The organism is Pedobacter flavus (assembly GCF_036324285.1).
Lineage (GTDB): Bacteria > Bacteroidota > Bacteroidia > Sphingobacteriales > Sphingobacteriaceae > Pedobacter > Pedobacter flavus.
In genome coordinates this window covers 1,101,894-1,125,030 of the sequence record NZ_JAZDQU010000002.1, presented here as the reverse complement: position 1 = coordinate 1,125,030, position 23,137 = coordinate 1,101,894, and the positions used below count along the sequence as shown (strand labels likewise).

Genomic DNA, 23,137 nt, shown 5'->3' with positions numbered 1-23,137 from the left:
AATAACGGTAAAACGGGAATATGGTTTAAAAATTATAAAACCATAAGTTGAATAAGAAAGATTTATAATTAATTCAACATTTAAATACCCTGTTCAGTCGAGAAGTTTATTAAACTCACGGTATTTTTAATGCCTAATTTTAAATTGATATTCCTTCTGTGGGTTTCTACGGTAAATACACTTAAAAATAACATAGCAGCTATTTCTTGAGAAGTATAATTTTCTTTAACTAGCCTTATTATTTCAATTTCTCGTTTAGTAAGTTTGAATTTCTTCAAAAATTCATCATTTTGAATTGAATTTGGCTTGCTTTTTAAATCTTCATCGAAAAAAGGCTGTTGGTTAAATACTGCATTTATACCTTTTATAAGTTTATCTTTTGAAGCATTTTTTAAAATATATCCTTTGATTTTTAATTTAATACATTCTTGAACAAATTTATTATCGCTGTACATTGATAATATTATTATGTTGATTAAGGGATAATTTTCAGTTATAATTTTTGCTAATTCAATGCTATTGATTTGAGGCATATTTATATCCAATAGAAGGATTATAGGTATGTTTTTAGGTAAATTTTCTAATACTTTATCTCCTGAAAATACTTGTTTTATTACTTCAATATTTTTTTCATTTGATAACATACTTTTTATACCATCGTTAATTAAAGCATGGTCATCAGCAATTATTATTTTAATATTATCCAAGTTTTTCATGGTAAGGAATGTTGCAAATTATAGTGGTTCCATTTTGTCCTGAATCTATATGTGATTTGGCATTAATATATTCAGCCCTAGATTTTAAGTTTTTAAAGCCGATGCCTTGGTCTAAATAGTTTTTAGATAATATTCCTTTTCCATTATCTTCCACCATAAGTTGTAAGAAATTTTGATGGTAATTTAGTTGAATAATTGCCTGGGTCGCATTGGCATGCTTTTTTATGTTATGAATTAATTCGTTAACGATCCTGAATATATTTAATTCTACTCTTTTATCCATCGCTATTACATCCCCCTCTTTTATAAAAGTGAAATGTAAATTTGATGTTGCTAAATTGACTTTTTTTATAGTTTCTTCTAAAGTATTTTCAAGGCTATTATTAATAAAATTTGAAGGCATAAGATCGTGTGTTATATACCTTAAATCAGTACAAATATTATCAAGTAGCTGTTGTGAATGTAAAAGTTTTTCTTTCACTTCTAGATTACTATTGTTGTCGATATTCGAAATTATTCCTTTTACAACCGAAAGTGTACCTCCAATTTCATCATGTAAATCTTCTGCGATTCGTTTTTTTTCGTCTTCAATCGCTATTAAGACCTTGTTTAAGGTTAAGTTTTTCTGATTTATAAGGTTTATTTCTAGTTTTTTATAGTTGCTTTTATAATTATTATACCTGATAGTTAATCCGATAGTTAATACAATTACTTCAATGAGTAAGCAAATAGCTAGAGTTAAGGAGGTGTTTTAACATTTACTGTTAATAATGATAGTAAACGAATTGAAAATGTAGAATTCATTGGATTTTGGCGGGCATCAGGTAGGACAGAGGTATTAGTTGATGAAGATCCACCGGGAACCTTTAATATTACAAATGGACAATTTTCAGAAATAAAAAAAGTTGAAAAGGCTAGAATGTGGTGGGAATTTTCAGGTAAGTTTATCTCTTCTACCTCTGCACAAGGTACTTATCGGGTGGCCTATTCTGGAGGAGCAAGCGATACTTACCTTCTAAAGTGGGAAGCTAAAAAGATTGGTAATTAAACTAAGTTCTATTTTCTGAAAATGAATCTAATCTTGTTGAGCCGCTAATAAATAAAGAACAGCCATTCTTACCGCAACTCCATTCTCAACCTGTTCTAAAATTATGGATTGTTTAGAGTCGGCCACATCACTGGTAATCTCTACTCCTCTATTAATTGGGCCAGGGTGCATAACAATGATTTCTTTATCAAGGTTATCAAGAATTTCTTTATTTAAGCCATACATCAAAGCATATTCTCTTTGAGAAGGGAAATATTTAATATCCTGACGCTCTAATTGAATTCTAAGCATATTTGCCACATCACACCAATTTAGAGCTTTTTTAAGATTGTGTTCAACTTTTACTCCTAACTGATTAATGTGTTTTGGAATTAAAGTAGTAGGGCCACAAACCATAACTTCTGCACCCAATTTTTGGAGACATAAAATGTTTGAAAGTGCAACTCTTGAGTGTAAAATATCCCCCACAATTACTACTTTTTTACCTTCTAGGTCTCCCAGTTTTTGTTTAATAGAAAACGCATCTAATAAGGCTTGTGTAGGGTGTTCATGAGCACCATCTCCGGCATTTACTATTTGTGCATTTATATGTTTACTTAAGAATACTCCAGCTCCAGCATATGGATGGCGCATAACTACCATATCTACTTTCATAGCTAGGATGTTATTAACGGTATCTATTAAGGTTTCGCCTTTACTTACTGAAGAAGAGGATGCGGCAAAATTTATGATGTCCGCTGATAATCTCTTTTCGGCTAATTCAAATGATAGTTTTGTGCGAGTAGAGTTTTCGAAAAAAATATTAGCAATGGTAATATCTCTTAAAGAAGGAACCTTTTTAATAGGTCTATTAATTACGTCTTTAAAATTTTGTGCGGTTTCAAAAATAAGTTGAATATCATTCAGGTTTAAGTCTTTAATGCCTAAGAGATGCCTGGTTGATAATTTTTCTGATGCCATTTTTTTATTTTTCTGAGAGTAATATAACTTTATCTTCTCCATCTAATTCCGACCAACTTACTTTTACTTTTTGGTGGCTTAGACTATCTACTTGTTGTCCTATATAATTGGGTTCAATAGGTAATTGTCTGCTGAATCTTCTATCTATTAAAACCATTAATTCTACTTTTTCTGGTCTTCCATAAGCCAATAATGCGTCTAAAGCAGCTCTAATGGTTCGCCCAGTCCAAAGTACATCATCAAATAATACAACCTTTTTGCCTTCTAGAATAAATTTTATATCGTTGGTATTAGCGGTTACTAATCCATCTTTTCTTCTAAAATCGTCTCTGAAAAAAGTAATATCTAAATGACCTTTTTCAATTGATTTAATTTTTAAAATTTTAGATAATTCCGAATGAACTCTATCAGCAAAATAACTTCCTCTAGGTTGAATACCAACTAAAGCGGTATTTGAGAAATCATTATGGTTTTCAATTAATTGATGGCAAAGCCTTTTAATGGTTATGTCGAACTGTTTACCGTTAAGAAGGGTTCTCTTTTGCATTTAAATAGGATTAGACAAATGTATAAAAAAATTAAAAATGAATTGTTAAAATTTGAATTTTATAGGTTTTTTTAGCCTTTTTAGCAATTAATTTACATACTCTGAAATCATTGCATTTAATTTTTCATTCAGTTTTAAAGTAAGATGACCAATTATTCCTTGATTTATGGAATGGTTGTCGATAGAAAAAACTGGAAGTATATTTTTGGTTGAACTACAAATGAAAGCTTCATCAAAACTGCTTAAATCTTTCATGTTTATGTCGCTTTCTACAATTTCATAACCCTCAATCTCCATTTCCAAAATTCTCTTTCTAGTGATTCCCTTTAATATATTAGTTTTTGGTGTTATTATTTTACGGCCCATTACTACAAATATATTTGCTCTAGGACATTCGCAAATTTGTCCATTATTATGATACAATACATCTTGAGCATTATTTTCCTTTATAAATTTATTTAACCGAATGGCTTGTAAATAATCAATGGTTTTAACACTTGGTAATTGTCGCTGATGTGAATAGGAAACTAAATTAATTCCATGATTAAAATTATCGGGATTTAATTTAAAAGGAGTTTGTATAATTAATAGGTTGGGTTGGGTAGAAGTATATCCATCTTCAGAATAACCTCCAGTAAGTATAATTTTAATTCCAGAATCTGGAATCTGATTTTTTGCCATTAAGCTATTGATATTATTCAAAAGAGTTTCTCTATTAAAATTTATGTCCATCGACATTTCTTTTATAGAATTAAAAAATCTATCTAAATAATCATCAATAAATACAGGTACCCCATTTATGGTTTTTAGGAAGTCGAAAATTCCAAATCCACGTTGAATAGATAGATCACTTATATGTAGTGAAGCGTTTTCATATTTTACTAATGCTGAATTTATTGATACATAAATTTCACTCATTTCTTTATTCCGTTATATTTTTTTAGAATCTCGATTACCTTTTCCAATGGAATTTTAGAAATGGTTCCATTTTTCCCTTTAACTGTTTCTGCAGCGAACAATGAATTAATAATGGCTTCTTCTGTTGCTTCTATGGCTGCCATAAAAAGGGGAGATGTGGCATCGTTTATTATTACTTCCTGTTTTAATGTTCTTTCTTTAGGGTTATTTGGGACGCGTAAGGCTTCATTAGTAGAGAAAGCAATTACATAATCACCACTTCCATTGGAAGCAATACCTCCAGTTTTTCCTAACCCTAGGAATGCTCTTTTTGCTAATCTTTCTAAGTTTCTTGCGTCCATAGGTGCATCCGTTGCAACAATAATCATGCATGATCCATCAACTTTGTTGATTAACTGATTACTGAAGTCAAATTTACCTAACTCTTTTCCAACCGGAACACCGTTTATTTGTAATACGCCTCCAAAATTGGTTTGCACAATTACCCCAACTGTATATCCACCTAAGTTTTCTGGTAGTTTACGCGAAGAGGTACCAATTCCACCTTTAAAACCAAATGCAACTGTTCCTGTACCCGCACCAACATTTCCTTCTTCAATATTTGTGTGGGTTGCAGATTTTATGGCGGTTAGAACATCATTTGGAGAAATATGCATCCCTCTAATATCGTTTAAATAACCATCATTTGTTTCTCCAACTACTGCATTTACAGATCTTACGTTGGAGTTTCCTGGCTCATTTAAGGTATATTGAATTAATCCTTGCATGGCCGCAGGTACGCTTAATGTATTGGTTAACACAATAGGGGTTTCTAAATTTCCTAACTCCATAATTTGCGTTGTTCCAGCCAATTTACCGAAGCCATTCCCAGTAAAGACTGCCGCAGGGACTTTATTTTGAAACAAATTTCCTGAATGAGGCAGAATAGCAGTGATGCCTGTTAAAATGGAATCACCTTTTTTTAGCGTAGTATGGCCAACGCTTACACCACTTACATCAGTTATCGAATTTAATTTCCCTGGAGAAATTACACCTATTTCAATTCCCAAAGCTCTTGGTCTGGTATTATTTTGAGCCATTAATATAATGGGAAGTAAAATCAGAAAGAGTATTAGGAATCTCATTTGTTAAGAATTTAATATTGATTTTAAATCAGCAGGCGAGTAATTTATAGATTTCAAGGTTTTGTTATCACCTTTTCTAAATACTAAGAATAAATCACCTTCTTGTTTGTAATATCCTTCAGTTCCTTTAGCTTGGTAATGAGCAATAGTAGCTTCAGCTTCTTCAATAGTTTTACAAGCTTTGCTCATATTAGATCTCTGAACTTCTTCAAAAAGCGCTTTAAATTTATCCGCCAATCCGAATTCTAAAATTGCTCCAGAAAGTACGTACTGAATATCACACAAGGCATCAGCAACTTCTACAATATCATTGTCATCTATTGCTTCCTGAAGTTCTTTTAGTTCTTCAGCGATTAAAGAAACGCGTAATTCTGATCTTGTTCTCGAAGGAATTGAAGGAGTAGCTACAATGGGGTGTTTAAATGTTTGATGAAATTCGGCTACAGCCGTTAAAGTCTTAGGATCTTCCATGTATTAAATTTTTGTTGAAGATAAGTTATTTCAGGTTTTATAAAAAGGAGAATTAATAAAGATTTAGTAATTTTAGTTCGGTGGATGATAAAATGATTGAACAAGAAGATCAAATTATATTTTTTGATGGATTATGTAATTTATGTAATTCATCGGTTCAATTTATTATTAAAAGAGATAGTAAATTGAATTTTAAATTCGCTTCCTTACAAAGTGAATTTGCGAAAACATGTTTAGGGGAAGAATTCTCTTCATCAGCCTTAAAAAAAGGGGTTGTCCTTAAAAAAGGGGATAGAATTTTTACAGCTTCTTCGGCAGCACTGCAAATTGCAAGAAAATTAGATGGATTATGGCCATTGCTTTTTTGCTTTTATTTTATTCCTAAATTTTTCAGGGATTGGGTATATGGATGGATTGCTAATAACAGGAATAAAATTTGGGGTAAGAAGGAGGAATGTTGGGTGCCTACGCCTGAAATTGCTTGGAGATTTATAGATCAACCTATTTTATAAATGATTTCAATTTCTTTGTGATGCCTTGTTAAATTAGTACTTTTGGTTTATTTCAAATCAAATTAAATCAAAATTATATATGAAAGTCCAGTTGCATTTAGTAAACGATGCTGTTCATTTTGAAGGAACGGCTCCATCTTCAAAAGTTAAAGTGCATATTGATGGACCACCCGATATTGGTGGACAAGAATTAGGTGTTAGACCTATGGAAATGGTATTGCTTGCCTTAGCTTCTTGTAGTTCTTTAGACTTAGTAACGATTCTTAAAAAACAAAGACAAGAAATTACGAAGTTTTCGGTTGATACAGAAGGCGAACGTAGGTCGGAAGTACCTAATATTTTCACTAAAATTCATTTAACTTTCAACTTAGAAGGTAAAATTGATCCTGAAAAAGCTGAAAAAGCAGCAGAATTAGCCGTTAAAAAATATTGTTCAGTTCACGATATGTTGGCTGCAGGTGGAATAGAAATCACCTATTCATTAAATATCAATTCGTAAACTAGTATTTAAACCATAAAGTCTCGTAAACAATCGAGATTTTATGGTTTAATTTAAAGATTTACCTTTCATAGCTTGGCTAACCGCTGCATCCATTACTCTTTCTGCAAATGGTCTAGTAAACTCGTTTAAAGCTTCTGTTTTTTCAAGAATTAAGTCTTTATCGCCTTTATCTAAAACTTCTTTTAGAGCTTGTATGTAAGTCGTGGTTTTTTCAATTTCATCGGTTGAAAGAAAAGATTTATTTTTTTCGATGAATCTTTCTGCCGTATAAACTAACTGTTCGCCTTCACTTCTAGCTTCGATTACCATTCTCGCAGAAACATCTTGCTGAGCATTTTCTATACTAGAAATCAACATTTTTTCTACTGTTTCATCGGTTAATCCGTAGCTCGGTTTTACTTCTATTTCTTGTTTTACGCCAGATCTTAACTCGATTGCCTGAACGGTTAAAATGCCATCAGCGTTTAAGATGAAATTAATATCCACTTTAGGCAAGCCAGCTGGCATAGCTGGAATACCCTTTAAGTCAAATTCTGCTAATTTTCTGTTTTCACTAACTAAGTCTCTTTCACCTTGATAAACGGTGATTTTCATGTTTACTTGACCATCTATAGATGTTGTATACTGTCTGCCCGCTTTATTAGGTACTTTAGCATTTCTAGGGATAATAACATCCATTAGTCCGCCCATAGTTTCTATTCCTAACGATAATGGGGTTACGTCTAACAACAATATATCGGAACGGTTGCCCGCTAAAATGTCGGCTTGAATGGCTGCACCTAAAGCTACAACTTGATCAGGATCTAGATTGTCGTGCGGAGTTTTATTGAAAAATTCTGCAATTTGTTGTTTTACAAACGGCGTTCTAGTTGATCCGCCCACTAGTATTACTTCGTCTATTTCTTCTATAGTTAAATGGGCATCCTCCAAAGCCTGTTTGCAAGCTTCTAAGGTTTGGTTAACTAATGGGCTAATTAAGCTTTCAAATGTGTTTTTATCAAGTGTAAACCAATATTCACCGACTTTTTCATTAAATAATTGTTGTGTTGATAAAGCAATTTTTGCTTCTTCGGCTTTAAGTCGGAATACTTGAGTAAGTTCTTTATCGTTTTCAAAGGTTTCTGGTGCAATGTTTTGTTTTTCTAACCAATATTTTACTATGGCACGGTCAAAATCATCACCTCCTAAATATGTATTTCCATGTGTAGACAATACTTCGAAGATGCCGTCTTGTATGTTTAAAATAGAAACATCAAAAGTACCGCCTCCTAAATCGTAAACAGCTACTTTTTTAGGTTCATCTTGTTGGATACCAATTCCATAAGCAAGGCTGGCAGCCGTTGGTTCGTTTACAATTCTTAATACATCTAATCCTGCTAATTTACCTGCATCTCTAGTAGCCTGACGCTGGGTATCATTAAAATAGGCAGGTACGGTTATTACAGCTCTATTTACAGGAGTTTTTAAAGCATGTTCTGCTCTTTCCTTTAATTCCGCTAATATTTTCGCAGATAATTCAATTGGTGTATAAAACTTATTCCCAACTTGAATTTTAACCAAACTATCTGTATTGTCGTCGATTATTTTGTAAGAAAATAAATTCGCTTTGTCTGAAATATCATTATAAGCTCTTCCCAATAATCTTTTAATAGAAAATATGGTGTTTGATGGATCGGTGGTTAAAAATGATTTAGCTTCATTTCCAACCGTTATGGTTTCGTTTTCACCAAAATGAATCACAGATGGCACTAATAGTCCCTTTCCAGTATCGTTAATTACTTGAGGATTTTTGTCAGGATTTATAAAAGCGACCAAACTATTAGTGGTGCCTAAATCAATTCCAACAATAATATCTTCTTTTTGTAAAGAACCGGTTGCTAAATTAATTGCGATTTTTGCCATACTGCAAAATTAGCGATTATAATGTTAATTTATGGTAATAAAGGCTGTCAAACACTTGTAAAAGATAGGCCCGTCTTAGCGTTTGGCAGGAAGTTCATTTTTATGATAGTTATAAATCCATATAACCACCTCTCGGTAGCTTAAAATGCCTGTTTCTTGTTGATTAACTTTTAGAAATGAGTCGATCATTGAACTCATATAATCAAATAAAAAAGATCTATGCTGTTTCCAAAATGTCCGTTCCTCATTAAAATCACTCTTAAAATTATGGGGGGTTAAATTATAGACTTCTTGGAATTGTTTGGGATCTATTTTATACAATTCAAATAATACATAATTCAATGCTGCAAAATAGGCTGAATATTTAGAGGATAAATTATTACTTTTTATACCAGCTATATAAGCCATAAAACTGGCTTCGTCTTCCCTAGCAAAACTCATTTGGTGCGCTATTTCATGAGCATAAGTAAATGGTAAGGTAACCGCAGGCAGTAATCTATTTACATTGGCTTCCCCAGTAAATGGATTGTAATAACCTTCTAAGCCAAATTTGCTTAAACCTATTGAGCTTAAAGATGGTTTTACAGAAGGAAATAGATATTTAGTTTGAGGATTATTTAGTTTTAAATTTTGAAAATCAGATTGAGCATTTTTAATTAGGGTGCTATGATCGTTAATGCGTAAGCCTTTAACTTTCGAATAATCTATTTTATTTATTTTGGCTATTAATAGGTCTGCCAGATTTATTAAATCTGCTTTTTCATAATAATCAGCACTTAAGTTTAAAGTTGAATTAAAATTGGGTCTCGCATAATTTATGCCCCAACTTAGTTGAAAAATCAAATAAAAAAGGAGGGTAAAATTGATGAATTTTAATCCCCTTTTAATTCCTTCAGCTCCTTTATTTCGTGATTTAATAATGGATTTAATGCTTTTGAAAACAGAATAAATCAGGAAAATTATAAAAACTGCATAAAATAAATCGCCAATAGCAAACGGTATCTGGCCAAACACAAATCTTAATAGTGTGGACCAATAAAGGTAAAATCCATTTGTATATAAATTTTCTATTAGAAAAGGATAGTGTTTAAGCCAATTTAATAGAATGGCGATTATAATTAATACAATTAGCTTAAAGACACTTTTTTCTAAAGAAAAACTTTTTTTACGCATTAAATTCGAGCCTTTGACCTGGCATATTTGAAGTGAATTTTCCTTTTGAATAGGCTAAATTACCCGAAACAAAAGTATATTCAATAGAGCTTTTAAAGGTATGCCCTTCAAAAGGTGACCAGTTACATTTATATAAAATATTAGCTTTAGTTACTTTAAAAGGGTCGTTTAAAGAAACTAATGTTAAGTCGGCCCAATATCCTTCTCTTATAAAGCCTCTTTTACTTATGTTAAAACAAATAGCCGGACTATGCGCAGTTTTGTTTACAATTTCCTCGAGGGTAAAAACGCCTTCGTGGCATAAATCTAATAAGGCCGGTAGTGCATGCTGAACAAGTGGTCCGCCAGATGGTGCCTGGCTATAAGGTTTAGATTTTTCTTCTAATGTATGCGGCGCATGATCTGTGGCAATAACATCAATTTTATTTCTTTTTATAGCCTCGCGAATCGCTAGTCGATCTGATTTAGATTTAACCGCAGGATTCCATTTAATGAAATTTCCCTTCGAAGCATAATCTTCATCTGTAAACCACAGGTGGTGAACGCAGGCCTCAGCAGTGATTCTTTTTTCAGGTGAAATTGGAGCATCAGAAAATAAGGAAAGCTCTTTTTCTGTAGAAATATGTAAAATATGAAGTCGTGTGTTGTGTTTTTTAGCTAATTCTACTGCTGCAGAAGAAGATTTATAACAAGCCTCAGCGTTTCTAATAATCGGGTGCATTTCCACAGGAATGTTTTCCCCATATTTTTCTTGAGCTGCTTGTAAATTTTGCCTAATGGTGGCTTCATCTTCACAATGTGTAGCAATTAGCATGGGTACTTTTTCGAAAATATTTGAAAGCGTTTCAGTGTTATCAACCAACATGTTTCCTGTTGATGAGCCCATGAAAACTTTAATTCCACAAACATTTTTAGGGTTTGTTTTTAAAACTTCCTCAATGTTATCATTGGAAGCCCCCATAAAAAATGAATAATTAGCGAGCGACATATCAGCAGCGATTGCATATTTGTCTTCTAATAACGCTTGAGTTAACGTATTAGGAACCGTGTTGGGCATTTCCATAAATGAAGTAATTCCTCCAGCTACTGCTGCCATACTTTCCGAAAAAATATCTCCTTTATGCGTTAATCCGGGTTCCCTAAAATGTACTTGATCGTCTATCATTCCAGGAAAAAGATATAATCCTTCAGCATTTATCTCTTGTGCAGAAGGATGTGAAATAGACGGATTTATTTTTTCGATTATCCCATTTTGGATAAGAACATCAGCTACAAATTGTTTGCCTTCATTAACAATTGTTGCACCTTTTATGAGGTAAGAATTCATGTAGGTAAATATAAGGATAAGTTTTTTTTTAATTCGGCTAATAAATCAAAATTAACCTGGTAGAATTTTTGAAATTTAGATACTGTTTAGGAATAGTAAAACTTAACTAAAGATTTTGATCTACAAAGGCAAAATTTAGGGTGTTATTTGAATGGATTTTTACGCATAAAACAGCAAAGGGATTATTTGTATCTTTGTCGATATGGTAAAAACGTTCGAAGATTTCAAGCTAAATAGACAAATTCTTAATGCTGTAGAAGATGCTGGATTTACCCATCCTTCGCCAATACAAGAAAAAGCAATTGGCCCTGTATTATCTGGGCAAGATATTTTTGGTATTGCGGAAACAGGTACAGGGAAAACAGCAGCGTATGTTTTGCCATTAATTATGCAGCTTAAATATGCTCAAGGAGATGCTCCAAGAGCGTTAATTTTAGCGCCGACACGTGAATTGGCAATGCAAATTTCAGAACATGTAACCTTGTTTTCTAAATATACAGATTTAAGAACTGTAGTAATTTATGGTGGAGTAGGAGGTAAAGCACAGGGAGATAGTATAAAAGCAGGTTGTGATCTTTTAATAGCCACGCCTGGAAGATTTTTAGATCTTTATTTAGCAGGTAAAATTAATACGAGCTATTTAAGACATTTGGTATTAGATGAAGCTGATAAAATGATGGATATGGGTTTTATCGGATCAATACATAGGATTTTGGAAGTAGTGCCTAGGAAACGTCAAAATTTATTGTTTTCAGCGACTATGAGTCCGTTAGTAGAAAAAATAGCTGGCGATTTTTTAAAGCATCCTACCATTATTCAAGTTGCTCCACAGGCTACGCCAGCAAAATCAGTAACGCAAGTACTTTATTATGTCCCAAATTTTAAAACTAAAATAAACCTACTTCAACATCTGTTAAAGGACGAAGAAGCAGTTAAGCGATTGATTATTTTTTGTAAAACTAGATTAGTTGCAGACAATATATTCAGCTTTATAAGTAGAAGATTTGGAGAAGATGCTGTGCGCGTAATTCACGCTAATAAAGGTCAGAATACCAGAATTAATTCTTTGCAAGCTTTTAAAAATGGAGAATTAAGGGTTCTGGTTGCTACAGATGTGGCTTCTAGAGGAATTGATGTGTCTGAAGTAAGTCACGTTATTAATTTCGATGTGCCAATAATTATTGAAGATTATGTACATCGAATCGGGCGAACTGGAAGAGCTAATTCACTAGGTGATGCAATAACTTTTTGTAATCCAGCAGAAGAATATTATGTTAAAAAAATTGAGAAATTAATAAGACAAACTATTCCAGTTGCTGAAATACCTAAAGAAGTATTTGTGGAAGAAACGCCTTATAATGAAAATCAGCAAATTGCTAAGGAAATAGATTTACAAAAAAGAAAAGAAGACCCTACATTCAAAGGCGCTTTTCACGAAAAGAAAAATGCAGCTGCCATAGCAGCAAAAGAACGTGAAAAAGCTAAAGTGAAAAATAAAAAATCTTTTAAACCAAATAAAAAGCGTTTCGATAAAAAGAAATAATGAAAATTAGAGTTACACCATTAAATTTTATTGCTGCGGCCCTGTTGGTATTCGCTGTATTGTTATTATTTGATCAAATTCAATTGTTCTCCATTGGAGTTCCTGCCATGAAAATTCTTTTTGTGGTATTGTTTCTAGTGGCTGCAATAGTTGCATTTATTTCTGATTTAATTTTTAGAAAGATGATTCCTTCAATAAAAAGATTGTGGTTAATTGAACTTTCATTAATAACTTTGACGGCGGTAATAGTTTTAATTTTAAAAAGTATTTTACCTTAAGAATAGGATTTAAGAATATAATAAAATGAAAAAAGCAGAAATTAAAGTTACAGTTGAGTTAGATGAGCAAAATATTCCTGAGCGTATGTTATGGGAAAGTACAGATTCTGCCAATAAAGAACAAGTGCCTGTAAAATCGTTGATGATGGCATTTTGGGATCATAATTATAAGAATACACTTAGAATTGACTTGTGGACTAAAGATATGCCAGTTGATGAAATGAAACGTTTCTTCTATGAAACCCTTCAAACCATGGGCGATTCATTTTTAAAAGCAACCGGCGAAGAAAATATAGTTGAAGATTTAAGAGATTATTGTGCTCATTTTGCTGAAAAAATGGGTATAGATACTAGAAAATAAATAATTATGTTAGTTATCAGTAAGTTTAGAGCTTATGTTGGTATTTTACTTTGCTTAATTGCGAGTATCTCTCCAATGTTAAAAGTTCCCTTTAAAGGCAGTTGGAATTTATATCAATTAGATTCAAGATTGTTCTTTATAACCTATGGTATGATTGCGGTATGCTTATTTTTCTTTGTAATTCGAAGATTGGCCGGATTTAGACTAATGGTAATCGTTTTGTTTGTATGGTATTTTCTTTGCATTGGAGCGGTGTATTTTAAAGTAAATAATTATTTTAATTTTAAACTAGCGGATAAATTATTAGCTAAAACCCTTCATTTTCAATGGGGTTGGGTTGTGCTTTTCTTAGGGATAGTATTTTTACTGTTCAGTGTAAAAAGCACTAAAGTTGTAAAAGAAATAAATTAATAACTCACTAAAAATTAAAGGTAGCTTGTCCGATACCTTTAATTTTTATTTCATGTTCTAAAAGCCACCTTTTTCTTTCTAAACCACCTGCATAGCCAACTAATTTGCCATTATTGCCAATTATTCGGTGACATGGAACAATAATAGCGAGGTTATTTTTGCCATTGGCGGCGGCTATAGCTCTAATAGCTAAAGGGTAATAGCTCGAAAATTCTTTATAACTTTTTGTTTGTGCATATTCAACTTCCAATAATTTTCGCCAAACTTCTTGTTGAAAAGGTGTGCCAGATTGAGAAAAAGGAAAATCAAATTCGAATCTTGTACCTTCAAAATATTCTTTTAATTGATGATAAGCCATTCGAGTAATATCATTTTCAGAGAAAATTTCTTCATATTTTTGTGTGAAACTTACTGTGTGGATAAAATTTTCATTACCCAAAATCTTCAAATCACCTATAGGGGTTTGTAAAACAGATAGATATGCTTCTTTGGCCATATTACAATATTACAACATTCCTACAAACCATTTTGTAAAATAGAAAAATTGTGAACTATCTTTGCGCCAATGCAAATGTTAAAAGAAATAAAATTATTGTTTCAGAAAGAACTGATTTTAGAATGGCGATCTAAATTTGCCCTTTCTGGAGTTGTTCTCTATGTATTTAGTACCATTTTTGTTTCTTCATTAATTATTATTCATGTAGAAAAATTTACATGGAATGCGCTTTTCTGGATAATTATGCTTTTTTCGGCAATTAATGCAGTATCAAAAAGCTTCCTTCAAGATAGCAAGGGCCGACAAATGTATATTTCTGGACTTGCTGGGCCAGCCTCAATATTGGTGGCAAAAATTTTATACAATTGTTGCTTAATGATTTTCTTAACGCTAATTGCGTTTTCATTATATACCATGTTTTTTAAAATGCAAGCTCACGATTTGTGGATGTATTTAATTACCATTGTTTTGGGTAGCATAACCTTTTCTACCTTGTTTACTTTAATTTCAGCAATTGCGAGTAAGGCAGGTAATGGTGGGGTTTTGATGGCTATATTGAGTTTTCCAATTATTATTCCAGCTTTAATTGTATTGTCTAAACTGGCAAAAAATGCCATGGATGGTTTAGATTACTCAGCAAATGTTGATGAAATTTTTACATTAATAATTATAAATATACTAGCAATAGTTTTTTCTATTTTACTATTCCCTTATCTTTATAGGGATTAATTCATACACATATTATCATGAAAAATTGGTGGAAAATATTAGCATTTTTATTGGTACTATACTCTGTTATCGCGGGTTTTTTAATTAAAGTACCAGCATTAGCTATTTTAAATGAATCCATAAGGAATTTATATTTTCATGTGCCGATGTGGTTTTCAATGGTAGTATTGTTTGGTATTTCGGTATATCACAGTATCAGACACCTTGCAACTGGCGATATGTTACATGATATAAAAGCCTCTCAAGCTGTTAATGTTGGGATAGTTTTAGGTATTTTAGGGTTAGTAACCGGAGCATTTTGGGCAAAATTTACTTGGGGACAAGCATGGAGTTCGGATCCCAAACAAAATTTTGCAGCCATAGCCATCTTATTATATTTTGCTTATTCCATTTTAAGAAACTCAATGGATGAGGAACAAAAAAGAGGCAAAATTGCTGCGGTATATAACGTTTTTGCATTCCCTATGATGGTCGTATTATTGTTTATACTTCCAAGAATGCAAGATTCTTTGCATCCTGGTAATGGTGGAAATCCAGGATTTAATGCATATGATTTAGATAGTAATATGAGATTGGTGTTTTATCCAGCTTGTTTAGGTTGGATTTTAACAGGAATTTGGATATTTAGTCTCTTCACCAGATTAAAAGTTCAAGAAAATAAAATTAACGAAATAAATTAACCTATTGAAAATGAAAAAGTTATTAAGTTTTATTTATTTAATGCTGGTTACCTTATCCTTTGCGAAAGCTGAAAGCAATGTAGAAATGGCTGATGGATTGTACAGCAGTGGTAAAATCTATGTGGTAGTAGGTTGTTTAGTTATTATTGTTCTAGGCGTATTTGCTTATCTTTTTAATTTAGATAAACGCCTTAAAAAAGTTGAAAATAATTTCGAGAAGAAAAAATAAGTGAAATAGTGCAGAAATGCGCAATTTATGATATTATTTATATAGTGTATAAATTACACTATTGATTTTCCCTCTTGCAAATCTTGTTTTTTTTTAATCAAATTTACGTCTAAATTAAAATTGAAAAAAAACTAACCTAAACTAATGGCAAATCATTCTGATACCAATTTCTTTGCAGATGTCTGCAAAAATTTTGACAACGCCGCAAAGCATACTTCCCACCAAGAAGGTCTATTGTCGCAAATTAAAGCTTGTAACAGTGTTTATAGATTCCAATTTCCTATAAGAAGAGGAAATGGTTTTGAAGTTATAGACGCATGGAGAGTTGAACATTCTCACCATATGAGTCCCACAAAAGGCGGAATACGCTATAGTGATATGGTAAATGAAGATGAAGTGATGGCGCTTGCAGCATTAATGACTTATAAATGTGCAATAGTGAACGTTCCTTTTGGAGGAGCAAAAGGAGGGATATGTATTGATCCAAAAAAATATACTGTAGGAGAACTTGAAAATATTACCAGGAGATACACTACAGAATTAATTAAGAAAAACTTTATCGGACCAGCAGTTGATGTTCCCGCTCCAGATTATGGATCAGGTGAACGCGAAATGAGTTGGATTGCTGATACTTATCAAACTATGAACCCTGGTCAGTTAGACGCTTTGGGTTGTGTTACAGGAAAACCAATTGCCTTACACGGAATACGTGGTCGTAAAGAAGCTACAGGAAGAGGAGTTGCTTATGCAGTTAGAGAATGTGTAGATCATGCAGAAGATATGCAGAAATTAGGCTTAACTGCAGGTCTAGGTAATAAAAGAGTTATTGTTCAAGGACTAGGAAACGTTGGATTTCATTCAGCTAAGTTTTTAGCTGAGTTTGGTGCTACGATTGTTGGTTTATGTGAATATGAAGGAGCAATTTACAATGAAAATGGCTTAAATGTAGAAGAGGTATTTGCACATAGAGTAGCAACGGGTTCTATCTTAGGATTCCCAGGAGCAAAAGAGTTTAAAAATTCAAAAGAAGGATTAGAGCAACCATGCGATATTTTAGTTCCTGCGGCTTTAGAAAACCAAATTACTTCAGAGAATATTAAGAATATTAAAGCTAAAATTATTGCTGAAGGAGCTAATGGACCATGTACTCCAGAAGCAGAGGAAATATTTACTGAAATGGGTGGAATTATTATTCCAGATATGTATTGTAATGCAGGTGGTGTAACCGTTTCTTATTTTGAATGGTTAAAGAATTTATCGCACGTAGCTTTTGGTCGTATGGAAAATAGATATGCAACCAATTCAAATGCAATTCTAATTAATACTTTAGAAAATATTACCGGAAAAACCATTTTAAAAGAACACCGCGATTTAATTGTTAAAGGTGCGTCTGAAATTGAGTTAGTAAATTCTGGATTAGAAGATACCATGATTAATTCTTATATCGAAATTAGAAATACATGGGTTAAAAATAAGGATATCAAAACTTTAAGAACAGCAGCTTTTGTTGGTGCAATTGATAAAATTGCTATGTCTTATATGAACTTAGGTATCTGGCCATAGTATTTAATATTTATTAGAAATCCCGTAACTGGTTTATCCGATTACGGGATTTTTTGTTATTAAGGTGGTTTATCAATAACGAAAATATTTTATCCACTTTTTATTTTGCGTAATTCTGTTGCTGTTCTACGAGGATTGATTTTTGTGTAAATCATTACTGTTATAGATATTTAAACCTTCAACATTTCTTCATTTGTCATTGTACTATCAATTATTATTGAGAAGGCCAAAGTTTCCTAGTCTAAAAATTGAATGATGAACAGATTTTTTATCTTTGTAATTGATAATTCTCACTATTATGAAGAAAAGTGCCATTATTGGTTTAATAACCATTGCAATAAGTGTAGGGTTTTTACTTACCTTAAATGCTGATACAAATACTTATTCAGATTTCACTCAAGCAACTACTCGTGGAGGTGAACAACATGTAGTTGGTGTATGGGACAAATCTCAACCAATTCATTACGATGCAATGGTTGATGCAAACAAGTTTACTTTCTTTATGGAAGATCAATCAGGTGTAGTTTCTAAAGTTATTTACAAAGGCACTAAACCACAGGATTTTGAAAAGTCTGAAAAGCTAGTGTTGGTAGGGGAGATGAGAGAAGGAACATTTTATGCAAACAAGATTTTAATGAAGTGTCCATCAAAATACAATGATCAGTTGGTAGAGATAAATGTAGACGGAACAGTTAACGAAAACAGCACTAAATAATGGACATTCAATACGTAGGAGAAAGACTTTTACCAGGTCAGATTGGTCAATTTTTAATCGTTTTAGCTTTTGGAGCATCGTTGTTAGCAACAATTGCTTATTTTTTCGCTACAAAAAATGAAGCTACCGGAGACCGTTCATGGAACAAAATTGGAAGAATTTCTTTTTTGATAAACTTTGCTTCCGTAATTGGAATTGGTGTTGTATTATTTTATATCATATTAAATCACTATTACGAATACATGTATGTGTATTCGCATTCATCTAAAGATTTACCTGTTTATTATATTGTTTCTGCTTTTTGGGAAGGACAAGAAGGTAGTTTTTGGCTTTGGGCATTCTGGCAATCAGTGTTAGGAACATTTTTAATCTGGAAAGCAAGAAATTGGGAAAATAGCGTAATGACGATCATTTCGTTATCTCAAGCATTCTTAACTTCTATGATTATTGGTGTAGAAATTTTGGGTGTTAAGATTGGTAGTTCGCCATTTATCTTGTTAAGAGATGCAAGAGACTTAAAAGCCATGGCTCCAGTTGTTTTTGCGAACCCAGAAAATTTGGCTAATTATTTAAAATTTATTACCAACGGACGAGGTTTAAATCCATTGTTACAAAACTATTGGATGGTAATTCACCCTCCAACTTTGTTCTTGGGTTTTGCGAGTATGATTGTTCCGTTTGCATATGCTTTCGCAGGTTTATGGCAACGTAAATATAAAGAGTGGATTGTACCAGCAATGCCTTGGACTTTGTTCGCGGTTATGACTTTGGGATTGGGGATTATCATGGGTTCTTTCTGGGCTTATGAAGCTTTAAATTTCGGAGGATTCTGGGCATGGGATCCAGTAGAAAATGCATCTCTATTACCTTGGTTAACGCTTATTGGTGCGGTACACGTAATGATCGCATTTAAAAACACAGGTCATGCTTATTTTACTGCATTAGCATTAGTATTTATTAGTTTTGTATTGGTATTATATGCTTCATTCTTAACAAGAAGTGGAGTTTTAGGTGAAACATCTGTACACTCATTCACAGATTTGGGGATGTTTGGTCATTTAATACTATACAATGTAGTATTCTTATTCCTGCCAATAATTTTCTTAGTTTTAAGATGGAAAGAATTACCTATTTCTCCTAAAGACGAAGAAACTTACAGTAGGGAGTTTTGGATGTTTATTGGAGCATTAGTGGTTACATTATCATGTATCCAATTAATATTCTCTACTTCGGTTCCAGTATTTAATGCAGTTTTTGGAACAAATTATGCACCTCCATTAGATCCAATTCAATTTTATAATAAGCGTCAGGCTCCTGCAGCTGTATTAATTCTTTTAATTTCTGGTTTCGCACAATTCATGAAATATAAGAAAACAGAGCCTAGGAGATTTTATGCCGGTTTATTGAGTTCTTTTATTTTCTCTATCGTTTTAACAGCAATCGTTGCTTACGTAACTGGTGTTTATAATAACTTAATGTATATTCTAATTACGTTTAGTTCAATATTCGCAATATTGGCAAATGGTAGAATATTAATTACTGCTTTTGAAGGTAAATTTAAGTTAGCAGGTTCTGCTGTAGCTCATATTGGATTTGCATTGATGTTATTGGGTGCGTTAATCGCAGCCGCAACTTCTCAGCCAATATCTATTAATGAGTCTAACTTTATTCCAGTTAGAGATTTTGAAAAAGTTGAAAAGCCAGGAGAGAATATTGTATTGTATAAAAACGAACCTAAAACAATGGGTAAGTACACGGTTACTTATGTAAGCGATACAACAATCCTTCCAAATACTTATTTTAAATTAAATTTTAAAGTTCTAGACGAAGAAGGAAATGTGAAAGAGAATTTCGATTTAAATCCAAATATTCAGTCAAATGAATCAATGGGTTTAATCGCATCTCCTGATACTAAGCATTATCTATTTAGAGATATTTATACGCACATTACAAGTGCACCTGAAACTAAAGAATCAGGTCATGAGCCACATGAAGGCCACTCTGACGACGAGAACTATATGGCTCCTCGTGTAGTTAAAGTTAAATCTGGAGATACTTTACATGTTTCTGGTGGTATTTTAAAAGTAAAACAGATTAATCCTAATCCAGTTATAAAAGATTTAAAAATTGGTGCTAATGATTTAGCTGTTGGTTTACCTTTAGAGATCGACCAAAACAGTAAGATTTATACTGCAGAGCCCATCTTCTTAGTTAAGGGAAATAATACTTTTAACTTTGATAAGAAGTTGGAAGAATTAAGTATGAAATTCAAATTCACTAGAATTTTCCCTGAAACCGGAGAATATGAATTAATGGTTTATGAAAAACCTCAACAAGCAAAAGATTGGGTAGTATTTAAAGCAATAGAATTCCCATACATTAATTTCTATTGGGTAGGAACTATTTTAATGGTAATTGGTTTTATAATTTCAATATTCAGACGAAATAAGGAAGTTAAATATAAAAGTTAATGAAAATTAGTTTTGTTGGATCCGGTAATGTTGCTACGCATTTAGCAAAAGCATTTTACCATGCCGGATTCAACATTTTTGAAATATGTAGTCCAACTTTAGAACATGCTAAACTTTTAGCAGAAAAAGTTGAGGCGAGTTATTTAGAGAATGTTTCGGAATTAAAAGAAACAGATTTATTGGTGATTTCGGCAAAGGATGATGAAATCATTAATATCGTTAACCTAATCCAGACTAACGTAGGTTGTATTGTTCATACATCAGGCGCAACAAATATTGATGTTTTTAAAAACAAGTTTGAAAATTATGGGGTACTTTATCCATTACAAACTTTCTCTAAAAACACCGATTTAGATTTCTCTACAGTTCCATTATGTATTGAGGGATGTAATTCAAAAATTGAATCTCAATTAATTGAAATCGGTAATAAATTATCTGGTTCTGTTCAAGTAATAGATAGTTTAAAACGAAAACAAATACATCTAGCAGCGGTATTTGTTTGTAATTTTGTTAATCATTTATTTGCAATTGGTGATAATTTATTAAAAGAATCTCATATTTCTTTTGATATTTTAATGCCATTAATTGATGAAACAGTAAGAAAAATTAAAATGGATAATCCGCTTAAAGTTCAAACTGGACCAGCTGTTAGAGATGATAAAAAAGTAATGGCCAATCATTTAGAATTATTAAATGGTAAGCCTGAGTTTCAAGAAATCTATAAATTACTAAGTGTTAGCATAAAAAATATGCATTCTTAGTAGGATTTGAAGCTTATGTAATTAATTTTGTAGAAGAATTATGAGTATTTATAAGTTAACAATAAATTTTGAAGAAGCAGGAAAAGAGCAGGTTGTATTACCTATTGCTGCTGGAGAGTCTGTATTAGATGTTTGTTTAGACAATAATATTGAGTTACAGCATAATTGTGGTGGCGTATGCGGATGTAGTACCTGTCATATTTATGTTAATGAAGGAATGGATAATATTAAAGAAATTTCGGAAAAGGAAGAAGATTTTATTGATCGTGCAATAAGACCACGAATTAATTCGAGATTAGGTTGTCAATGTGAGGTGATTGATTCCGACATTGTTATTACTATTCCAGATCAGTCAGAATTTTTAGGACATTAAAAAAAACACCAATGAATAACGAAAAATTTGCTTTACCAATATACTGGAATGATTACGAAGATATTGCACAAGAATTGTATGAGAAATTTGGTGACGAATTTACAGAAGCAAAAATCTATCGTATAAGATTTACAGAATTATTAGAATGGGTACTTTCTTTACCAAATTTTAAAGGTACAAGAGAAGAAAGTAATGAGGGGCATTTAGAGCAAATTCAATCTGCCTGGGTTTACGAATGGCGAGATAATCAAGCATAGTTTATGGCTTTTTTAGATAACCTGAAAAATATAAATACCTTTATTTTTGATATAGATGGGGTATTAACAGATGGAACTATTACTGTTACCGAATCTGGTGAATATCTTAGAACTTTTAATATCAAAGATGGCTATGCTATGCAATTAGCTGTAAAAAAGGGCTATAAAATTTGCATAATTTCAGGAGCTAAAGGATCTTCATTAGAAGCTAGATTCTCTAATTTGGGCATTCAAGATTTTTATTTAGGAATTTCTAATAAACTTCCAGTTTATCATAATTATCTTCTGCAAAACAATATAAACTCTTCTTCCGTGCTTTATATGGGCGATGATGTGCCTGATAAGGAAATAATGAAGGAAGTAGGGATAGCAACATGTCCGAATGATGCAGTTGCCGAAATAAAAGCTATTTCACATTTTATTTCACCATTTAATGGAGGTAAAACTGCAGTTAGGGACATCATTGAGAAGGTAATGTTGGTTCAAGGTACATGGCATGATGAGCATCCTTCAGCTGCTGCTTCTGCTATTTAAATTCTGCAACATCAATATTACTATTTGAGTATTAAACTCTTTCATGTTTTTTTTATCTAATAAGTTCTAAATTTAAAAAACAATGAAAAAATTATTATTTATCTGTGCCTTATTATTAGGTACAATTTCAATGGCGAATGCACAAGGTGGCGGCCGTCAAATGGCTACCCCTGAGGAGCGTGCAAAAAGAAGTACAGACATGCTTGTGGAGCGTTTAAAATTAAATGATGACCAGAAAGCAAGTGTTACTAAAATCTATTTAGAACAATCTAAAGCACAATCTACTTTAATGCAAGAAGCAGCAGGAGATAGAGAAGCAATGCGTTCTAAAATGGAAAAAATGACTACAGAAGTAAATGCTAAAATTGAAGCTTTATTAACTGATGCTCAGAAAAAAGATTTTAAAGCTTATTTAGAAGAAAGAGCTAAACAAATGCAAAATCGCCAAATGGGTGGTGGCGGTGGTGGAAAATAATTCCATTAAAAAAACTATCTAATTTTTTAGAAATTAAAATGGTCAAATATTAAATGTTTGG

Annotated in this window: 28 protein-coding genes; 17 read left to right on the top strand and 11 right to left on the bottom strand. The window is 32.3% G+C overall.

Annotation, left to right across the window (positions count from 1 at the left end):
- Positions 1-80: 80 nt before the first annotated feature.
- From VRU49_RS11235 to VRU49_RS11205, 7 genes are all read right to left on the bottom strand, one after another.
- Positions 81-716: a response regulator transcription factor gene (locus VRU49_RS11235; protein ID WP_330146878.1), complete on the bottom strand. Its 636-nt coding sequence runs from the start codon at positions 714-716 to the stop codon at positions 81-83.
- On the bottom strand, positions 700-1,287 hold the full coding sequence (locus VRU49_RS11230) for a sensor histidine kinase (protein WP_330146931.1): 588 nt from the start codon (positions 1,285-1,287) through the stop codon (positions 700-702). The genes VRU49_RS11235 and VRU49_RS11230 overlap by 17 nt, the downstream gene beginning before the upstream one ends.
- Before the next feature lie 504 nt (positions 1,288-1,791).
- Positions 1,792-2,724 carry an aspartate carbamoyltransferase catalytic subunit gene (locus tag VRU49_RS11225; RefSeq protein ID WP_330146877.1) on the bottom strand — a complete coding sequence of 311 codons (933 nt, stop codon included), beginning with the start codon at positions 2,722-2,724 and terminating at the stop codon, positions 1,792-1,794.
- Between the two features lie 4 nt (positions 2,725-2,728).
- Positions 2,729-3,271: a bifunctional pyr operon transcriptional regulator/uracil phosphoribosyltransferase PyrR gene (pyrR, locus tag VRU49_RS11220; protein WP_330146876.1), complete on the bottom strand. Its 543-nt coding sequence runs from the start codon at positions 3,269-3,271 to the stop codon at positions 2,729-2,731.
- A gap of 87 nt (positions 3,272-3,358) precedes the next feature.
- Positions 3,359-4,189, bottom strand: a complete 831-nt coding sequence (locus VRU49_RS11215; protein ID WP_330146875.1) for an aminotransferase class IV — start codon at positions 4,187-4,189, stop codon at positions 3,359-3,361.
- Entirely contained in the window at positions 4,186-5,313 is a 1,128-nt protein-coding gene (locus tag VRU49_RS11210) for a P1 family peptidase (protein WP_330146874.1), read from the bottom strand. Before VRU49_RS11210 ends, VRU49_RS11215 begins: the two co-directional genes overlap by 4 nt.
- 3 nt (positions 5,314-5,316) lie before the next feature.
- On the bottom strand, positions 5,317-5,784 hold the full coding sequence (locus tag VRU49_RS11205) for a nucleoside triphosphate pyrophosphohydrolase family protein (protein WP_330146873.1): 468 nt from the start codon (positions 5,782-5,784) through the stop codon (positions 5,317-5,319).
- Between the two features lie 92 nt (positions 5,785-5,876).
- Here VRU49_RS11205 and VRU49_RS11200 point away from each other — a divergent pair, with 92 nt between their 5' ends.
- Together VRU49_RS11200 and VRU49_RS11195 are read left to right on the top strand one after the other, a co-directional pair.
- On the top strand, positions 5,877-6,296 hold the full coding sequence (locus VRU49_RS11200) for a thiol-disulfide oxidoreductase DCC family protein (protein WP_330146872.1): 420 nt from the start codon (positions 5,877-5,879) through the stop codon (positions 6,294-6,296).
- 79 nt (positions 6,297-6,375) lie between these two features.
- The gene (locus VRU49_RS11195) at positions 6,376-6,795 is read left to right on the top strand and encodes an OsmC family protein (protein WP_330146871.1); all 420 of its coding nucleotides are present in this window, start codon (positions 6,376-6,378) and stop codon (positions 6,793-6,795) included.
- Between the two features lie 48 nt (positions 6,796-6,843).
- On the opposite strand, the gene hscA is transcribed toward VRU49_RS11195, so the two are convergent.
- The 3 genes from hscA to VRU49_RS11180 all read right to left on the bottom strand — a co-directional run bounded on the left by hscA (position 6,844) and on the right by VRU49_RS11180 (position 11,200).
- Positions 6,844-8,700 carry a Fe-S protein assembly chaperone HscA gene (gene hscA, locus VRU49_RS11190; protein ID WP_330146870.1) on the bottom strand — a complete coding sequence of 619 codons (1,857 nt, stop codon included), beginning with the start codon at positions 8,698-8,700 and terminating at the stop codon, positions 6,844-6,846.
- A 75-nt stretch (positions 8,701-8,775) separates the two neighbouring features.
- Positions 8,776-9,873, bottom strand: coding sequence for a DUF3810 domain-containing protein (locus tag VRU49_RS11185; protein ID WP_330146869.1), 1,098 nt, complete (start codon positions 9,871-9,873; stop codon positions 8,776-8,778).
- Positions 9,866-11,200, bottom strand: coding sequence for a dihydroorotase (locus VRU49_RS11180; RefSeq protein WP_330146868.1), 1,335 nt, complete (start codon positions 11,198-11,200; stop codon positions 9,866-9,868). The genes VRU49_RS11185 and VRU49_RS11180 overlap by 8 nt, the downstream gene beginning before the upstream one ends.
- A 202-nt stretch (positions 11,201-11,402) precedes the next feature.
- Between VRU49_RS11180 and VRU49_RS11175 the strand changes: the two genes are divergently transcribed.
- The 4 genes from VRU49_RS11175 to VRU49_RS11160 are packed head-to-tail and all read left to right on the top strand — an operon-like array spanning position 11,403 to position 13,793.
- Complete coding sequence (locus VRU49_RS11175; protein ID WP_330146867.1) at positions 11,403-12,743, top strand: DEAD/DEAH box helicase; 1,341 nt, start codon at positions 11,403-11,405, stop codon at positions 12,741-12,743.
- Positions 12,743-13,021 (top strand): hypothetical protein, encoded by a 279-nt coding sequence (locus tag VRU49_RS11170; RefSeq protein WP_330146866.1) that lies wholly within the window; start codon positions 12,743-12,745, stop codon positions 13,019-13,021. Before VRU49_RS11175 ends, VRU49_RS11170 begins: the two co-directional genes overlap by 1 nt.
- Positions 13,022-13,046: 25 nt before the next feature.
- Complete coding sequence (gene gldC, locus VRU49_RS11165) at positions 13,047-13,382, top strand: gliding motility protein GldC (protein ID WP_330146865.1); 336 nt, start codon at positions 13,047-13,049, stop codon at positions 13,380-13,382.
- A gap of 6 nt (positions 13,383-13,388) precedes the next feature.
- Entirely contained in the window at positions 13,389-13,793 is a 405-nt protein-coding gene (locus VRU49_RS11160; RefSeq protein WP_330146864.1) for a hypothetical protein, read from the top strand.
- A gap of 7 nt (positions 13,794-13,800) precedes the next feature.
- Here the strand turns inward: VRU49_RS11160 and VRU49_RS11155 are convergent, their stop codons facing one another.
- On the bottom strand, positions 13,801-14,289 hold the full coding sequence (locus VRU49_RS11155) for a methylated-DNA--[protein]-cysteine S-methyltransferase (RefSeq protein WP_330146863.1): 489 nt from the start codon (positions 14,287-14,289) through the stop codon (positions 13,801-13,803).
- Positions 14,290-14,364: 75 nt separating this feature from the next.
- Between VRU49_RS11155 and VRU49_RS11150 the strand changes: the two genes are divergently transcribed.
- The 11 genes from VRU49_RS11150 to VRU49_RS11100 all read left to right on the top strand — a co-directional run bounded on the left by VRU49_RS11150 (position 14,365) and on the right by VRU49_RS11100 (position 23,076).
- Positions 14,365-15,018, top strand: coding sequence for a heme exporter protein CcmB (locus VRU49_RS11150; protein WP_330146862.1), 654 nt, complete (start codon positions 14,365-14,367; stop codon positions 15,016-15,018).
- A gap of 14 nt (positions 15,019-15,032) precedes the next feature.
- Positions 15,033-15,698, top strand: a complete 666-nt coding sequence (locus VRU49_RS11145; protein WP_330146930.1) for a cytochrome c biogenesis protein — start codon at positions 15,033-15,035, stop codon at positions 15,696-15,698.
- A gap of 10 nt (positions 15,699-15,708) precedes the next feature.
- Positions 15,709-15,927 (top strand): CcmD family protein, encoded by a 219-nt coding sequence (locus tag VRU49_RS11140; RefSeq protein ID WP_330146861.1) that lies wholly within the window; start codon positions 15,709-15,711, stop codon positions 15,925-15,927.
- 144 nt (positions 15,928-16,071) lie between these two features.
- Complete coding sequence (locus VRU49_RS11135; protein WP_330146860.1) at positions 16,072-17,490, top strand: Glu/Leu/Phe/Val family dehydrogenase; 1,419 nt, start codon at positions 16,072-16,074, stop codon at positions 17,488-17,490.
- A gap of 298 nt (positions 17,491-17,788) precedes the next feature.
- On the top strand, positions 17,789-18,205 hold the full coding sequence (locus VRU49_RS11130) for a cytochrome c maturation protein CcmE domain-containing protein (protein ID WP_330146859.1): 417 nt from the start codon (positions 17,789-17,791) through the stop codon (positions 18,203-18,205).
- A complete protein-coding gene (locus tag VRU49_RS11125; protein ID WP_330146858.1) occupies positions 18,205-20,676 on the top strand; it encodes a heme lyase CcmF/NrfE family subunit in 2,472 nt (823 codons plus the stop codon). Before VRU49_RS11130 ends, VRU49_RS11125 begins: the two co-directional genes overlap by 1 nt.
- On the top strand, positions 20,676-21,437 hold the full coding sequence (locus tag VRU49_RS11120; RefSeq protein WP_330146857.1) for a Rossmann-like and DUF2520 domain-containing protein: 762 nt from the start codon (positions 20,676-20,678) through the stop codon (positions 21,435-21,437). The genes VRU49_RS11125 and VRU49_RS11120 overlap by 1 nt, the downstream gene beginning before the upstream one ends.
- A gap of 40 nt (positions 21,438-21,477) precedes the next feature.
- Complete coding sequence (locus VRU49_RS11115; RefSeq protein WP_330146856.1) at positions 21,478-21,810, top strand: 2Fe-2S iron-sulfur cluster-binding protein; 333 nt, start codon at positions 21,478-21,480, stop codon at positions 21,808-21,810.
- Between the two features lie 11 nt (positions 21,811-21,821).
- The gene (iscX, locus tag VRU49_RS11110; protein ID WP_330146855.1) at positions 21,822-22,067 is read left to right on the top strand and encodes a Fe-S cluster assembly protein IscX; all 246 of its coding nucleotides are present in this window, start codon (positions 21,822-21,824) and stop codon (positions 22,065-22,067) included.
- Positions 22,068-22,070: 3 nt separating this feature from the next.
- The gene (locus VRU49_RS11105) at positions 22,071-22,601 is read left to right on the top strand and encodes a KdsC family phosphatase (RefSeq protein WP_330146854.1); all 531 of its coding nucleotides are present in this window, start codon (positions 22,071-22,073) and stop codon (positions 22,599-22,601) included.
- Between the two features lie 82 nt (positions 22,602-22,683).
- Positions 22,684-23,076, top strand: a complete 393-nt coding sequence (locus VRU49_RS11100; RefSeq protein WP_330146853.1) for a DUF4890 domain-containing protein — start codon at positions 22,684-22,686, stop codon at positions 23,074-23,076.
- The last annotated feature ends 61 nt before the right edge of the window (positions 23,077-23,137 follow it).